The organism is Bacillus sp. S2(2024), from assembly GCF_050474045.1.
Lineage (GTDB): Bacteria > Bacillota > Bacilli > Bacillales > Bacillaceae_G > Bacillus_A > Bacillus_A yunxiaonensis.
The window spans coordinates 4184412-4199942 of record NZ_JBFLUS010000003.1; the positions used below are offsets into that span (position 1 = coordinate 4184412).

Annotated in this window: 16 protein-coding genes and 1 pseudogene; 5 read left to right on the forward strand and 12 right to left on the reverse strand. The window is 38.3% G+C overall.

The genetic code is table 11. From position 1 onward, the window contains the following. The first annotated feature begins 42 nt into the window (after positions 1–42). The gene (locus tag AB1284_RS21275) at positions 43–1263 is read left to right on the forward strand and encodes a chromate transporter (protein WP_429761859.1); all 1221 of its coding nucleotides are present in this window, start codon (positions 43–45) and stop codon (positions 1261–1263) included. 41 nt (positions 1264–1304) lie between these two features. On the opposite strand, the gene chbG is transcribed toward AB1284_RS21275, so the two are convergent. From chbG to AB1284_RS21325, 10 genes are all read right to left on the reverse strand, one after another. Then, entirely contained in the window at positions 1305–2009 is a 705-nt protein-coding gene (gene chbG / locus AB1284_RS21280) for a chitin disaccharide deacetylase (protein WP_429753103.1), read from the reverse strand. 54 nt (positions 2010–2063) lie between these two features. Then, positions 2064–3389: a 6-phospho-beta-glucosidase gene (locus AB1284_RS21285; protein ID WP_429753102.1), complete on the reverse strand. Its 1326-nt coding sequence runs from the start codon at positions 3387–3389 to the stop codon at positions 2064–2066. After that, positions 3377–3541, reverse strand: coding sequence for a hypothetical protein (locus tag AB1284_RS21290; RefSeq protein WP_429754457.1), 165 nt, complete (start codon positions 3539–3541; stop codon positions 3377–3379). The genes AB1284_RS21285 and AB1284_RS21290 overlap by 13 nt, the downstream gene beginning before the upstream one ends. Positions 3542–3613: 72 nt before the next feature. Beyond that, entirely contained in the window at positions 3614–3760 is a 147-nt protein-coding gene (locus tag AB1284_RS21295; RefSeq protein WP_429753101.1) for a hypothetical protein, read from the reverse strand. Between the two features lie 458 nt (positions 3761–4218). Continuing rightward, on the reverse strand, positions 4219–5484 hold the full coding sequence (locus tag AB1284_RS21300) for an FtsW/RodA/SpoVE family cell cycle protein (protein ID WP_429753100.1): 1266 nt from the start codon (positions 5482–5484) through the stop codon (positions 4219–4221). Between the two features lie 7 nt (positions 5485–5491). Beyond that, entirely contained in the window at positions 5492–5899 is a 408-nt protein-coding gene (locus AB1284_RS21305; RefSeq protein WP_429753099.1) for a PadR family transcriptional regulator, read from the reverse strand. A gap of 4 nt (positions 5900–5903) precedes the next feature. Further along, the gene (locus AB1284_RS21310; protein WP_429753098.1) at positions 5904–6437 is read right to left on the reverse strand and encodes a sigma-70 family RNA polymerase sigma factor; all 534 of its coding nucleotides are present in this window, start codon (positions 6435–6437) and stop codon (positions 5904–5906) included. Between the two features lie 441 nt (positions 6438–6878). Then, positions 6879–7196: a PTS lactose/cellobiose transporter subunit IIA gene (locus AB1284_RS21315; protein WP_429753097.1), complete on the reverse strand. Its 318-nt coding sequence runs from the start codon at positions 7194–7196 to the stop codon at positions 6879–6881. Between the two features lie 9 nt (positions 7197–7205). Then, a complete protein-coding gene (gene celB / locus AB1284_RS21320; protein ID WP_429753096.1) occupies positions 7206–8507 on the reverse strand; it encodes a PTS cellobiose transporter subunit IIC in 1302 nt (433 codons plus the stop codon). Between the two features lie 14 nt (positions 8508–8521). Continuing rightward, entirely contained in the window at positions 8522–8824 is a 303-nt protein-coding gene (locus AB1284_RS21325) for a PTS sugar transporter subunit IIB (protein ID WP_429753095.1), read from the reverse strand. A gap of 596 nt (positions 8825–9420) precedes the next feature. On the opposite strand from AB1284_RS21325, the pseudogene AB1284_RS21330 reads away from it, so the two are divergent. Next, positions 9421–9663: pseudogene (locus AB1284_RS21330) on the forward strand (acyltransferase); the annotation flags it as partial. 15 nt (positions 9664–9678) lie between these two features. Here the strand turns inward: AB1284_RS21330 and AB1284_RS21335 are convergent. Both AB1284_RS21335 and AB1284_RS21340 read right to left on the reverse strand, forming a co-directional pair. Then, entirely contained in the window at positions 9679–10761 is a 1083-nt protein-coding gene (locus tag AB1284_RS21335; protein ID WP_429753094.1) for a glycosyl hydrolase family 8, read from the reverse strand. A 176-nt stretch (positions 10762–10937) separates the two neighbouring features. Next, a complete protein-coding gene (locus AB1284_RS21340; RefSeq protein WP_429753093.1) occupies positions 10938–11081 on the reverse strand; it encodes a hypothetical protein in 144 nt (47 codons plus the stop codon). 292 nt (positions 11082–11373) lie between these two features. Between AB1284_RS21340 and AB1284_RS21345 the strand changes: the two genes are divergently transcribed. From AB1284_RS21345 to AB1284_RS21355, 3 genes are all read left to right on the forward strand, one after another. Beyond that, entirely contained in the window at positions 11374–12729 is a 1356-nt protein-coding gene (locus AB1284_RS21345) for a cytochrome ubiquinol oxidase subunit I (RefSeq protein ID WP_429753092.1), read from the forward strand. Continuing rightward, positions 12722–13741, forward strand: a complete 1020-nt coding sequence (locus AB1284_RS21350; RefSeq protein WP_429753091.1) for a cytochrome d ubiquinol oxidase subunit II — start codon at positions 12722–12724, stop codon at positions 13739–13741. Before AB1284_RS21345 ends, AB1284_RS21350 begins: the two co-directional genes overlap by 8 nt. 420 nt (positions 13742–14161) lie before the next feature. Further along, positions 14162–15520, forward strand: coding sequence for an arsenic transporter (locus tag AB1284_RS21355; protein ID WP_429753090.1), 1359 nt, complete (start codon positions 14162–14164; stop codon positions 15518–15520). Positions 15521–15531: the final 11 nt, after the last annotated feature.

A 15531-nucleotide genomic window follows, 5' to 3' on the forward strand; every position in this document is an offset into this window, starting at 1 on the left:
TATTAATATATATTCGATATGATAGAAGAAAAGCCTGTATTTATGAAGAAGGAGAATCGTATTATTGTGAAGCCTAAAGAAAAACGAATCATTCCAAATTACTTACGAGTATTAATAGAAATCTTTCTCGTTTCCACGAAACTTGGACTCACTTCCTTCGGGGGGCCTGTTGCACACCTTGGTTATTTTCACTACGAGTACGTCCAAAAGCGAAAGTGGATGGATGAAAGAAGCTATGCTGATTTAGTAGCACTTTGTCAATTTCTTCCCGGTCCTGCTAGTAGCCAAGTTGGCATGGGGATTGGATTATCTCGGGGCGGCATACTTGGGGCGATTGTTTCTTGGCTTGGTTTTACGTTACCTTCTGTTCTTGCGCTCGTATTGTTCGCTTCAGTATTACAACAAATAGACATCCCCCATGCTGGATGGATTCATGGCTTAAAACTAGTAGCGGTAGCGATAGTCGCTCATGCATTATGGGGAATGGCGCAGAAGCTAACACCAGACCGGAGCCGCGCAACGATCGCAGTGATTGCAGCGACTGCCGTTCTATTATTCCAAGCAGCTTGGATACAAATCATCGTTATTCTATTCGCTGGTATAATGGGATGGTTCTTATACAAAGAGCACGTCGTAGCAACTGAATCAAAAATACCCATTCCAGTCTCACGCAAAATCGCAGCGTTATGCTTATCTCTGTTCTTTCTCTTATTGGTACTATTACCAATATTGCGCCCTCTCTCGCACTGGATTGCCATGTTTGATAGCTTCTATCGATCCGGCTCTCTCGTCTTTGGCGGTGGTCATGTCGTTCTTCCGCTCTTAGAAAATGAGTTTGTGTCAAACGGCAGTATAACGAAAGAACAGTTTCTCGCTGGGTATGGAATGACGCAAGCAGTTCCTGGACCATTATTTACGTTTGCCGCTTATATCGGTGCGATTATGAACGGAACTATTGGGGCAGCCATTGCGACGATTGCCATTTTTCTTCCCGCCTTCTTACTCGTTGTAGGCGTACTACCTTTTTGGGATATGCTGCGCCGCAAGCCGTACGTACAAGGGGCTATGTTTGGTATAAATGCAGCTGTTGTCGGTATTTTACTTGCCGCTTTCTATCATCCAATTTGGACAAGCTCAGTTGGGAATCCTGCTGATTTCGTTATTGCATTACTCTTATTCGCAATGCTTGCCTTTTGGAAGCTGCCGCCGTGGGTAATTGTTGTAGTGGGTGCAATAGGCGGAATGATTTTATCAGTACTATAAGCAAGACGGCTATTCCTAGAAATAGCCGTTTTTCTTATCAATTAAAACTTCACAAGCTCTATCCCGCTCGGAAGCTTGCTCTCTGTTAAAATCCGTAGTTCTTCAACGCGCTTCATCACATACGAGGAACGCTTCACTAGTTCCGCATCTACATAAGCTGGATGCACCATAATTTCAACTGTCACCCCGTCCTCTACACGCTCTTGTAAATTTGTAAAGTAATCGTCTATTATACCATCTGCGTAAAAATCGTGGAAAAACACATCAGAAAATGGGCTGACTGCACAGTCTTGCTTACAGCGGCGTACTGGGACACGATACTTCTCTGCTAATCTCTCTAATACATCATGTAAAATCGGCAGTGCATGTACATGATGATGGCTATCAAAATGAGTGGGTGTTAACCCATATGATAGAAACTTTTCAATTTGTGCAGTCCATTCTCGCTGAACGTCATGCGGATCTATATTCCCTTCCCAAACGGTACTTTGTGAATGAAATGAACCATCTTCTTTTACAAGTGAAGGCACGTCAGGAAGAAGTGGCTTTCCTGCGGTTAATACGAGATGCACACCAACCCCTAACGTCTTATATTCCTTCGCTAATTGCACTGCATGTTCTACTTCCGGCATATTCATCATCATCGTTGTAGAATTTACAAGTCCGTTAACATGTGCGTCAACAATACCGTAGTTTACACCTCGCGTTAAGCCAAAATCATCTGCGTTTACGATTAATCGAATCATTCTGTCCCCTCCCATTACTTAACAAGAAAAAAGCGGGCTCGTATAGCGCCGCTTTTAGTTCTCCACCTTTTTGAAGAATTGCGGAAGATATTCTTTATGAGCTTCCAGCATTTCATCTAAAATTTGTTTTGCCACTTTATCGGATGGTACAAGTGGGTTAATCGTCATCGCAAGCAGCGCCTTATGATAATCTCCTGTTATTGCCGCTTCAATTGTTACGCGTTCAAACGATTTAATTTGCTGTACTAAACCGCGAACAGGTACTGGTAAATCACCAACTGCAATCGGTTTTGGACCGTCCTTTGTAATAACACAGTTTACTTCAACAGCAGAATCAGCCGGCAGACTTGCAATTGTGCCATTATTTCTTGTATTTACAGGTTGAATGTCACCTTTATTGTTATATATAGAAGTAATTAAACTACATGCAGCATCGCTATAATATGCCCCGCCGCGTTTTTCTAATTGCGGTGGTTTAATGTCTAGGTTTGGATCTTTATAAAGCTCAAATAAATCATTTTCTAACTTTTTCACGACTTCTGCACGTGTACCGTTTTCCATAGATGCTTGTTTTTCCTCTTCTAACATCTCGCGTGTTTTGTAGTAGTAACGATGATATGGACATGGAATCGCACGAAGCGCACGAATAAAATCAGGCTCCCAATCAAGCCCTGCAATATTTTGCATCGTAATTTGCTTTTCCGGGTCTGTCACTAATTCCAGCATACGGTCCATGACGCTCACACCATCTACATACACATCCAATCCGTACACCATGTGGTTTAAACCCGCAAAATCAACATGTACACGGCTTGGATCTACATCGAGAATCTTTGCTAATCCCATACGAATCCCAATCGGAACGTTGCATAACCCAACAACCTTTTGAATGTTTGTATAGCGAAGAACAGCCTCTGTTACCATACCTGCTGGATTTGTAAAATTGACTAACCATGCATTTGGACAAATCTCCTCTATGTCTTTACAAATATCTAAAATAACAGGAATTGTTCTTAAAGCTTTAAATAAACCGCCCGGACCATTTGTTTCCTGACCAATCACATTATATTTCAATGGAATTGCTTCATCTTTTCCGCGCGCTGCTAATAACCCAACGCGAAATTGCGTTGTAACAAAGTCCGCATCTTTTAACGCTTCGCGGCGATCAAGCGTAAGTTGAATATCAATTGGTACTCCTGCCTTTTTCACCATACGCTTCGCTAAATTGCCAACGATCTCTAACTTTTCTTTTCCTGCTTCCACGTCAACTAACCAAATTTCACGAACAGGAAGTTCATGATAGCGCTTAATAAAACCTTCAATTAATTCTGGCGTATAACTAGAGCCGCCGCCAATTGTTGTAATTTTTATTCCACGCATGCTGCATGTTCCCCTTTCGCATTAATTTTTTTATACAAATTGGTGAATTTTACTGTAATAGAATGTATTGGGTGTAGTACTGTAGTTTCTGTTTTTTCTTCTCTTGCTTCTGATTGTATGAGCTCATGTTGGAAATGATGCGCTTCATTCATCGTTTCCCGGACTCCTTCAGCTCTCCCTTCTGAATAAAACCAATATATTTCCTTAAACTCCAATAAATGAAACTATTGATCTGCTATCCCAACAATTTGTTTTATCGGTCCTCCTTCTAATACTTTCAAAATGTACTGAACCTCTTCTGTCATTTCTTTCGTTCTTATAATAATTTCTAATTCTTCATGTGATGGGTCCAAATCAATCTGAATCTTCATGCCATGCCCCCTTTTCTATTTCATTTTTACATAAATGTGGAAAAATGAAATGGATATGTACATAAGTAGTCTCGTTCTTTGTTTAACTTGCCGTTTTCTATGCATGAAAAAAGACCTTGACATATTTATATTTAGGTTAGATAAGTGAAACAGTTGACATTAAAAGGACCACACATTTTAGATATGTCTAATATGTGTGGTGTTGCTTTAAAATAAAGTTTGATCAAATTGATACTAATAATCTTGATAAACAATCATAGAAAAGAGCGTGTTTTGAAAAAAAGATTGATCAAAACACGCTCTTAATATTTTCAGTTGGTTCATTCTTTTATAAAAAAGTTTGATCATTTCCTAACTATGTTGCTCCACAATCGCGCCCTATTCTGGAATAAGTTAAATACCCATGTCAGTGTAAAGCTTCTTTATGAAATTAATTTTAAAAAATTTTAGATTCAATTCTAAATGAAACTACTTGATATCAAATTTTTACGTCGATACACACTTAACACGATACCCATTAAAAATGCATTAAACAGAGTTGGCATCAATCCATAGCTAATAAAAGGCAAGGATATAGAAGTGATCGGTAATAAGCCTAGAATCATTCCAACGTTATAAATGAACTGGACTACAAAAAGAGTCATTCCACCAACAAGAAGCAATTTACCATAATGACCATTTATTTTATGAGATATGACCATTATCCTTGCTACAAAAAGGGAAAGAATCAAGACAAGGATAAGTGCAAACAAATACCCATAATAGTAAGTCAAACTTGCAAACACAAAATCAGTATGTGCAGCCCGAATGAACTCTATATTTCCAGATGTACCAAACCATCCTGCTGACGACATTAACTCTTTTAAACGTAAATACATATAACCCGGACCATCTGCGTAATTTCCTGGGTTTAAAAACCCTAAAATTCTAGCCAACTGGTGTTTCTGTACTGAGGACCAGAAAAATAATCCACCGATGATAGATAAACAAATTGGTACAACTGTAATTATCAGTGCCTTTTTCTTACCTAACTTACTCCACCAAAGCATAACGAATACCATCATGATATAGATAAAGGTTGTGGAGAGATTTGGTATAGTTAAGAATAGATACAAAGAAAATAGGTATAAAACCCCAAGATACCAAACCTTTAACCTACTGTTATTGAAAAAAGAAGCCCAAGCTAGAAAAAAGAATGGCACAGCCATTAAGCATTCAATTGTAATGGGGCCAATTTTTATTAAAGGTTCTCCATTGATTGTAGTGTTTGGAAAATAGCTTATCATTAACAGGATAAGTACTCCGATTGTGTAAAACAGCCTTCCAATTCTCTCTAATTTCCGATAATCAATCAGCATCATCCCAAGAGCCGTTGCAACACCGAGAATAACAAATATCACCTTATTTATTAGTAAATCATTCGTATGTCCAAAAACTACAACTGGCAAGAAGCCTAACCCCATAGCAGTCACTAATAAAATAATAATGAACCAATCGACCTTTGGTTTATGAAGTTTGTTAAGTTCTTGACCAAGTTTGATTGGACTTCCCATTTGTTCAACAGCCTTGTCTTCAGCAACTTCTTCACTTAACCCTTTCTCTATCCACATATTCTTCGCCTGTTTCAAGTGAAAATCCAGTTCAGTTGCCACAAGGTTCTTTGCTTCTTTTGATTTAATATGATTGGTAACTTCTTTTAAAAAACGCTCCCCTTTTTTATTCAAATTTGTCTCACCCCTGTACTAATCCTTTTAATATAAATCGTGCCTTTGTAGAATTTTTTTCTGCCTTTCGTAGCATCTTTCTTCCCTTATCATTTAATTGATAATATTTAGCTCCTGAATGATCCCAACTTGATTGGATAAAACGATTCTGTTCCAGACGATGTAATAAGGTGTATAAAAAACCTTCATTTCCTTCGAATTTTTGAATCCCTCTCCCACGCAATAGCTGTGCCAATTCGTACCCTGTTTTTTCATTCATGAGAAGTTGCAAAACTGCTAAAAGGATATCTTCTTCATTTTCGTATGATTGATTAATTTTTTCGTGTACCCGCTTTCGATGCTGATCAGAAAAACTCAAATGTTTAAAAGTTGTATTCTCCATTGATTTTCGTAGGCCTTTTAATCGATCTTCCATTTGATTATTCCTCCAAACCTTTCTTCAATAGTTCCTTAGCTCTTTTCAGTCTTGTTTTTATCGTATTTTCCTTCACTTCTATTACCATAGCAATATCTTTAATTGGCAACTCTTCATAATAAAAGAGATAAATTACTTCTCGATATTTTATCGGTAAATTCATTACTGCAGAAGCCAGCCTACGTTCCTCTGCATTTTGAATAACAGTTTGTTCAACACTTTCTTTTTGAATCCCAATATACGTAGATTCATCCTCTGTAACAATTACCTTTTTGTTATACCAACTTTTTATATAGTCCTTACAATGATTAATGGCAATTCTCCATAACCATGTTTTTACATTTGATTTCCCTTTGTATGTATGAAGAGATTTATAACATTTAACAAATATATCTTGCGTTAAGTCCTCAGCGACCTCTTTATTATTCACATATGAATAAACAAGCTGTAAAATTTCCTGTCCATACTTGTTCATTATCTCATCTATAAGGTCCTCCTTATCTTCCATTTCAAACGCCTCTGCTGTTAATTCATCCACATCAGTTCCTCCTTCCCATTTATTAGACGAAGCACTCCATTGAAAAGTTTTATAAATCCCTAAAAAAAACGGTTGGCAATGTCCATACCGTTTTTTCAAACCTTTATTTCAAGCTTAATTTTTCTTTACTAAAAATAAATCTTTTATTTTAACAAAGGCATATCCCTTTTTGTTTTCTAAATAATTCTCTACTCTAATTTCTTATTTTACTCCATGAAATTCATTATCCTGCCACTGTTCGTTTAATAAGACTTACTCAATTAAATGGCCCTTTAACGGAACAACTTATTGTCACTCAACAGTTCCTTAACCGATCTTTCAATTCCAGATGTTCTTTTCCTTTTCACTATAAATACACCCTGTAAATAAAAAAGGATAATCAGCCCTCATAATGGACTAACTATCCTATGAATTGTTATCTAAATTTAACACACGCAAGGCCTATTTCCCATCTAGCATCTTCCTATATAAATCAACAAACTCACTCGCTAAATCCTTTATTGTTATAGCATTCATCAGATGATCCTGGGCGTGAACGAACAGTAAGCTGAGTTCGACCTTTTCGCCGCCTGCTTCTTGTTGAATTAATGTTGTTTGCAAGCGATGTGCTTCCTTTAATTCGCTGCCTGCTTCTTGCAGCTTTTCGTCCGCTTCGGAAATCTTCCCTTGTTTCGCAAATTGAATTGCCTCCATCGCTGAGCTTCTGGCATTTCCCCCGTGTAAAATTAAATGAAAGGCTATTGTCTCTAATGTATCCATGTTTCTTTATTACTCCCCCTTTTCTTCTGCCAACTTTTGCTTATCCCATATTTTTAAAAATGGGAAGTAGATGAGAAACGCTAAGCAGAAGTTCACTAATTGCATAACAACACCTGAGATCTTGCCGCCTGTTGCTAAATAGCCGCTAAAAATAATCGGTGTTGTCCATGGTACAAACGCTCCGCTTGGCCGTGCGACAAGGCCCCATTCCATCGCAAAGTACGTCACAATCGTTAGGACAACAGGAACTAGAATAAACGGAATGAGAAGAAGCGGGTTTAATACAATCGGCATCCCAAATGTCACCATTTCATTAATATTAAAAATACCTGGTGCAATTGATAACCTGCCTAAACTTTTTAATTGCTGACTTCGCGCGAATAATAACATCGCTACTACAAGTGCAAGTGTTGCACCTGATCCCCCCATATAAATCCATAAATCAAAGAATTGCTTTGTAACTGTATTTGGCACATCCTGCCCAGCTTGAAAGGCGACGCGGTTTTGATCCATTAATGATACCCAAATTGGATCCATCACTCCGCCAACAATTGCCGCTCCGTGAAGCCCACATGCCCATAATACTTGAACAAGAAGAATAGCAATCACGGCTCCAAATAAACTAGCACCAAGCTTACTAAGCGGTGCTTGTAATAATTGCCCAACAATATTATGAATACTCCCAAATGAAGTATGTTCCATCATTAATCGCAAAATCCAAACAGCTGTTACGACAATAAACCCAGGAATAAGTGCAGTAAACGAACGGGACACAGCTGGCGGTACTGTTTCTGGCAGTTTAACCACAATATTCTTCTGTATAATCAAGCGGTATATTTCTGTAGATATAAGTGCTAAAATCATCGCTACAAACAAACCTTGACTCCCCATAAGCACAACTGGAATAACCCCTTCTACTATAATACTTTCCTTTGTTCCTTCTATAATATGAGAAACTTGAAATGGCGTTGCGAGCAAGAAAGACACAAGCGATAACGCCCCTGCAGCTAATGCATCTACTTTATACCGTTCCGCCAATCTGTAAGCGATTCCAAAAGCAGCGATTAAAGACATGATACTAAATGTTGCGCTAACTGGATATCCTAACGCTTTTTGCCAACCATCACCAAACAGATTAGCCATAAAGTCATTATATCCAGGGATCGGCAAAGCACTAATAATTAAGAAGAATGATCCGATAATTAAAAAAGGCATCGTTAAAATAATTCCGTCTCGAATAGCTTGTAAGTGGCGCTGCTCTGCAATTCTTCCCGCTACAGGCATAACGTATCTCTCTAAAAACCCTGTCATCTTCTCCACTCTCCTTATGACTTCATTGACAATGCTGCTTGTAACACCGCTTCCCCGTTACAAAGTCCGTAGTGTACAGATTGAATGACATCAACAGGTATTCCTTTCTCTTTACATAGTTCTTTCATTTTTGGCAGCAAATAGCGCACTTGCGGACCGAGTAGTAATACATCAGCTTCATCGATATGATTACGCACTTCTGCTCCAGAAACAGCCCAAATTTTCGCCTCTATACCTTGTACCTGTGCCGCTTTCTCCATCTTCGTAACAAGCAAGCTCGTTGACATTCCGGCAGCACAGCAAAGTAAAATATTCATACAATGCCCCCTTTCTTAGATGTTCTTTACAACTACCCATTTGGGCTTTTACGAACATTTATCCCCTACCTATCTTCTGTAGAAAAGCGGAAGTTGCTCGCGCAGAATCGCAGGACGCCCGCACCCAAGGCAGAGAGGCACTTTTTGCCTCGTCCGAGGGGCGAAACGACCGAAGATTCTAGTCGCTAGAGATGGACAACATTTTCTCTCTCAACCCTAGGCTGAGGGGTCTTACTGTCCGCAAATAGCGGAATAAATCTAAGTTAACCTATGTATATGTCTAGGGTAATTTTCGTATGACGAGCATGCCAACAAAAATCCCCTCTTCACACTATTCTCTATCAACGAGCGAGTCAATCTAATCCACCAATTGAAGGATCTTCAAATTCCCTTGCTTTCTACTAAACTTTAAGGCTGGAATTGAACACGAATTTCTTTCATATAGAAGCGATTCTCGTGATTTTCACTAGAAGGATTCTTCCTATCATATCTATGTTGTATGCGCTGTTACTAAATTGTTATATTTTTCACAAAGGGATTATAGTACACACCTCCCTCCTGTACTATAATCATGTATGGAATAGGAGATGCTCACAATGACACAAAATGCCCCTGAGTTTAAAGTATTGCAAAGCATTGCCTTTCTAGCTGTTGTTTTGCAAAGCTCATTACTATATACAATGAATCAAGGGAATTTAGTAATTGAGCAATCTATTATTATCGGCATGTTATTTAATCTAGCAAAATTTTCTGCTCCAGCATTTATTTTTATTGTCGGCTTTCACCTTATTAATCAATATACAAAACAAATGTTATATACACAGTACATTTATGAAAAAAACAGCAAGTAATAATTACTTGCTGTTTTTTAACGCGGTTTCTGCTAAAAGCGGCAATAGATTATCAAAAATATGTGTATTCTTATCTTTTCCTGTTACATAGCCGCCGTAATAGCGGCTAAACGGATTTTTATTACGGAACGTCGCTGCTTCCTCATACATCGCTTCAGCTAACTTCCTCTCTCCAGCTTCTAATAAATATAAAATCGTTATACCATACGCAGCCGGTGATTCAAAAGCAACAGCAGGTTCTCCTGTTTCTAAATGATATCTTCCATACAGCTTGCCGTCTTTCTTAAATGTTTTCTTAAGAAAATCTAAATATGCTGCGGAAGGAAGGTCTACTAAACTTCGGTAATACGCAACATATGACTGGTCAATAATATTTACTTCTTTATCATATGTAAAGGTGCCATCTTTCTCATACGTTTTCGGAAAAGCCCATCCATTTCGCGGATAATCCGCTAGAAATTGAACAACTTTTTGATACTCAGCATCCGTAATTTTTCCATACTTTTTCATATAAGAAAATGCTTTCGGATTCACATAAGATATTGTTAACGTATCATTTGATACATGTGCATCAGCAGCGTAATAATCAACGTAAAAAGACCCTTTCTTATTATAATGTAATATGGCATCACTAATTTGATCAGCAAGATGCTTATATCGCTCTTCTTCATATTTCTCATATGCCCGGTACAATTGCTGTACAATCCGTAAATCATCAATAAGTGCATTCGTTCTTGCCTGTCTTTTTCCCGATTCTGCAATTTTCCATAGTACAATATGAGATGAGTCCAAAAAGTAATTTTGTATAACTTTCATATGCGCATCAAATATCTCTTGATTATCAGTATCTAGCGCATATCGGAGCCATAATCCTGCTGACTCAGACAACGCTTCACGTCCAGTTGCAACATCTGTTCCTTGTTTGTCACTTTTAAGCCGATATGTTGCCAACGTTCCATTTTCATTTGTCATATGGCGTATAATAAATTGCTCTGTACCGCTCCCTTGTAACACCTTCCACATCACCGCTCCACATAAAATAATCAAAACGGCCATTGCAATAAATAGATAAAAACGTTTCCGCACAATATCACCTCGTTAAGATGCTAACCATTATAAGAAAAAAACATACAAAAAAGGCAACCTTTTTCAGATTGCCTCTTTTATCCCACTATTCGCTGGCAGTAAGACCCCCACTGATGGAAGTTTCACTTTATTTCACTAATATAAGATTCAGTTACCCACTCACCATGAATGGATATTTACACACTTTCTTTTGTTGGTCGATATAGTGCTTGTACAAGACGATCATATTCACGCCTTGTAATTTCCTTATTGTATAGCTTCAATAATAAATCTTTATGCTCTTTCGAAAATGCCATTTTTTTTATGACTTCTGGATACATGAAAACTTCCCCTCCGTTTCATGAATACGACTAAATCCAGTGCACATCCGCATTTTTTCCTTACAGTTTGTAAAGGAATCCCGCAAAAACAGAACTTGCGTTCGCATAAAGCATTATAAAATATTTTTCCTCAAAGTACAATTCTAAAATAGAAATTTTTATTTTCAGAAGATTTCAACATTATAATATCATAATCTCTCCTAAAATACATATATATTTTTTGTCATTTTTTTGAATAAAATTTCCATATCAGTAAGAAAATAATGGCAAAAAAAAGAAGAGGAGTAGAAACATGGATACTGTTACACTATCGCGCGCTTTCTTTGGATCATCGTTAGCCTTCCATATTATTTTTGCAACACTTGGAATCGGACTTTCCTTAATGATTTTTATAAGCGAAATGTTATATCACTGGAAAAAGGACTCTGATTACTCTGTGATGGCAAAAAGATGGACGAAAGCATTTGCGATTCTTCTTGGTGTTGCCATTCCAACAGGAACAATTGTAGGCGTCCAAATTTCCTTGCTTTGGCCTGGCTTTGCGAAAATTGTTGGACAAGTCATCTCCGTTCCATTTCAAATTGAAATTTTCGCCTTCTTCCTAGAAGCATTGTTCATGTCCATTTACGTCTATGCTGCAGACAAATTACCACCATTCATGCGATTAGTATCGCTCTTTTTTGTTATGCTCGGCGCGACTGCATCCGCTGTACTTATTACCTCAGCAAATACGTGGATGAATACACCAGCCGGATTTTCAATGGCACCGGACGGCTCTGTCTATAACGTCAATCCTTGGAAAGCCTTTTTTAATCCAAGCTTTTTCACAAGCTCCGTTCATGTTGTCATTACCGCTTATGCAACAGGAGCTGCTGTCATTGCTTCTATCGCTGGCTTTAAATTATTAAAACGAAATAAAAGTGCACGGGAGATTGCTTATCATAAAAAAGGATTATACTTAGGTCTTATGGTCACATTCATTACAGGCGCGATTATGTGGGTTTCTGGACATGAATCTGCGATTGGACTTCATGAGCACTCACCAGAAAAACTGGCAGCAGCCGAAGCATTATTTCATACACAATCACATGCACCGCTAGCCGTTGGAGGCATTCTCGATCCAAAAACAAACGAATTAAAATACGCCATTGAATTCCCAAACCTGTTAAGTATGTTAGTTGGTTTTTCTCCAAATACGGTTGTAAAAGGATTAAATGAATTTCCATCAGAAACGTGGCCTCCTTTTTACACCCATTTATTCTTTGACTTAATGGTTGGAGCAGCTACATTTTCATTCGCCGTCGCTGCAATTTCACTTGGATATTGGTACTTCATTTACCGAAAAAAAGGCGGGAAATTGCCAAAATGGATGCTGTGGGCAATCGCTGCAGGCGGTCCGATTATGCTTCTTGGCATTGAATTTGGCTGGATTTTCAGCTGTAGTGGAAGACAGCCTTGGACGATTTACGGTTTTCAACGTACAACAGATGCTGCAACGCGCGCTGACTTTGTTGGGCCATTATTTGTCGTATTTGTCATACTATACATTGCACTTGGCATCTTAACTGTCTTCGTATTACGAACATTCTTTAGACGCCATCCATTGAAGCAAGACTTACAACCGAACGGGGGGGACTCACATGCCTGAAGCAAGCATTGCTATTATCATTCTCTGGGCTGTCGTCTTTGTATACAGTATTCTAGGCTCAATTGATTTCGGTGCCGGCTTTTGGGGGATGGTGTATGCAAATCATCCGACACTTGCCGGAAAACTCGCGAATCGCTACTTATCACCAACATGGGAAGTTACAAATACATTTCTAGTCTTTGTCGTTGTTGCGTTTCTCGGCTTCTTTCCAAAAGCTGCATTTACACTCGCAACTGCAATGTTTTTACCTGTTACCTTAATTCTCATACTCGTTGCAATTCGTAGTACTTTTATGGTGTTTGCGTATTCCTTGCCAAAATACCAGCATCTCATGCGCGTTATTTCAGGCATTACTGGTCTATTAATTCCAGCTCTCTTAATTACAGTACTTCCTGTAACAGAGGGAGCCTTCATTACCACTGCTAGCGGCAAAGAAACGTTATTATATGGAAAGTTATTATCAAGTCCAGTTGTATACTGGTACATGCTCTTCGGTTTAACATCCGAACTCTTTTTATCAGCACTCTTTCTCGCTGATTTCGCTAGAGAACAAGGCTCCGAAGATACATATCGTGTCTATCGGAGAAACGCCATCGTGCTCGGTCCTGCAACGCTTGTTACCGCCATCATTGCACTTGTCGTAATGGATCCCGAAACGCATTGGCTCATGGAAGGATTAATTAAACAGTTCAAATGGTTTACAGTCTCGATTATCTTCTTTATCATTGGCTATTCCTCCCTTTGGTGGACGAATCACAAATACGAAACACTCGGCTGGCCGCGCATTGCTGTTCTTTCTGTCGTTGCCCAATATGGATTTGCAAGCTACGCTTACGGCGTTGCACACCTTCCATATATTATTTATCCAGAAGTAACTGTGTTTACAAGTTTTACAACGAAAGAAACGTTTTATGCACTGCTCATTCTCTATGCAGTCGGTATCGCAATACTATTACCAGGCTTCATCTTCTTCTGGAACTTATTCTTGAAAGATCGAAGTTTTTTAAAGTAAAGTGAAACTTCCTATCGTGAGACGCTTTTCCTCGCGATAGGTTAGTTGAACCAATCGGGCTCTTACAGACAACATTACAAATACCCGTATGGGTAATAAAATTTCTAGTCAAATATCATCTATCATGAAATAAGTAGCATATTTTCATCCACATATACCTACCAAAATAAAACTAGGTATATGCACGTAGCAATTTTTCTATTATAAATACCTAATAGGCACATACTGGATATGTGCCTATTTCCATTCAACTTCCCCTATATACTATGTCTTTTCCCCAAGGTACCAAACGCACATATTTACAATAGCTAGTGTAATCCCCATACCTTCTTTTAAGAGCTTGAATATGATTAAATATAAGCTTCGGACAAGTCGAAATACACTTGTTCAAACTAAAGAATTAAGAAGGGCAGGCTAGCTATGGGTATTGAAATTTGGATTACGGTTGTTGTTTTTCTTCTTACCATGACTGTTATATTTTGGCGGCCAAGAGGAATAAACGAGGCATGGCCAGCTGCAATTGGAGCGGGGATTATCATTATTACCGGACTAGTATCGCGCAGTAACATTGCCGATATCATTAGTAAAATCGGCGGCGCCTCTATTACCATCATCGCGACAATTGTTATGGCTGTTATATTAGAAAGTTTTGGTTTCTTCCACTGGGCAGCAGCTCGGCTTGCAAACTTAGCAAAAGGCTCCGGGCACCGCCTATATTGGTACATTCAATTACTCTGTTTTCTCATGACACTGCTGTTTAATAACGATGGTAGTATTTTAATTACAACTCCGATTTTAATTTTACTTTTGAAAAACCTTCAATTAAAACCACAGCAACAAATTCCGTATTTATTAAGCGGTGCATTGATTGCAACTGCTTCTAGCGCTCCAATTGGTGTTAGTAATATCGTAAATTTAATCGCATTAAACATCGTTCATATGACACTCTATATGCATACTGCAATGATGTTTGTACCTGCAACGTTAGGACTTATCTTTATGTCATGGCTCATGTATATAGTCGTGAAAAAGAAATTACCGAAAAAACTACCAACATCCGCTTATGACATTGAAGAAGTCTTTTTCACAAAACACTTTCATCCATTAAAAGGAAAAGATTCTGTTGATACAAAAAGCAAACGTACAAAATTTATGTTAAAAGTGTTACTGTTCGTCTTCCTTATGCGCTGTCTTCTTTTCGTAGCCTCATTCTTTGCAATTCCGATTGAAATTGTTGCCGTAATTGGCTCTCTCGTTCTACTCATCTGGAGATGGTATTACTTACGAACAAATCCAGTCGATATATTAAAGAAGACACCGTGGCACATCCTCATTTTTGCTTTTTCCATGTATGTTATTATTTATGGGCTTCATAACGCTGGACTAACAGCTTGGCTTGTGCAAGTATGTGAACCAATCGTAAATCAAAGCTTATTACATGCAAGCTTTATGATGGGTGGACTCGTTTCAATTCTATCAAACTTCTTTAACAACCATCCTGCCTTAATGATCGGAACCATTACCTTAACAGAAATGGGATTAGATCCTGTTACCCTCAAAACAATCTACCTCGCAAACATCATTGGCAGCGATATGGGATCATTATTACTACCAATTGGTACACTTGCTTCCCTTATTTGGATGTATATCTTGAAACAAAATAAAATCAAAGTAAAATGGAAAGATTACTTGAGCGTCTCCTTAATTGTCATTCCTCTCACCACAATCTTAACACTCTTCCTCCTATACTACTGGGTACAGCTCGTCTTCGCCCATTAAATACAACAGCC

Excerpts from the sequence above, each read along its gene's own strand:
- AB1284_RS21315 (WP_429753097.1), bottom strand. The coding sequence starts at position 7,196 with ATGGATACATTAGAGACAATAGCCTTTCATTTAATTTTACACGGGGGA.
- AB1284_RS21340 (WP_429753093.1), bottom strand. The coding sequence starts at position 11,081 with ATGTATCCAGAAGTCATAAAAAAAATGGCATTTTCGAAAGAGCATAAA.
- AB1284_RS21325 (WP_429753095.1), bottom strand. The coding sequence starts at position 8,824 with ATGAATATTTTACTTTGCTGTGCTGCCGGAATGTCAACGAGCTTGCTT.
- AB1284_RS21350 (WP_429753091.1), top strand. The coding sequence starts at position 12,722 with ATGCCTGAAGCAAGCATTGCTATTATCATTCTCTGGGCTGTCGTCTTT.
- AB1284_RS21295 (WP_429753101.1), bottom strand. The coding sequence starts at position 3,760 with ATGAAGATTCAGATTGATTTGGACCCATCACATGAAGAATTAGAAATT.
- AB1284_RS21305 (WP_429753099.1), bottom strand. The coding sequence starts at position 5,899 with ATGGAAGATCGATTAAAAGGCCTACGAAAATCAATGGAGAATACAACT.
- AB1284_RS21355 (WP_429753090.1), top strand. The coding sequence starts at position 14,162 with ATGGGTATTGAAATTTGGATTACGGTTGTTGTTTTTCTTCTTACCATG.
- AB1284_RS21290 (WP_429754457.1), bottom strand. The coding sequence starts at position 3,541 with ATGAATGAAGCGCATCATTTCCAACATGAGCTCATACAATCAGAAGCA.
- chbG (WP_429753103.1), bottom strand. The coding sequence starts at position 2,009 with ATGATTCGATTAATCGTAAACGCAGATGATTTTGGCTTAACGCGAGGT.
- AB1284_RS21345 (WP_429753092.1), top strand. The coding sequence starts at position 11,374 with ATGGATACTGTTACACTATCGCGCGCTTTCTTTGGATCATCGTTAGCC.
- AB1284_RS21275 (WP_429761859.1), top strand. The coding sequence starts at position 43 with ATGAAGAAGGAGAATCGTATTATTGTGAAGCCTAAAGAAAAACGAATC.
- celB (WP_429753096.1), bottom strand. The coding sequence starts at position 8,507 with ATGACAGGGTTTTTAGAGAGATACGTTATGCCTGTAGCGGGAAGAATT.
- AB1284_RS21285 (WP_429753102.1), bottom strand. The coding sequence starts at position 3,389 with ATGCGTGGAATAAAAATTACAACAATTGGCGGCGGCTCTAGTTATACG.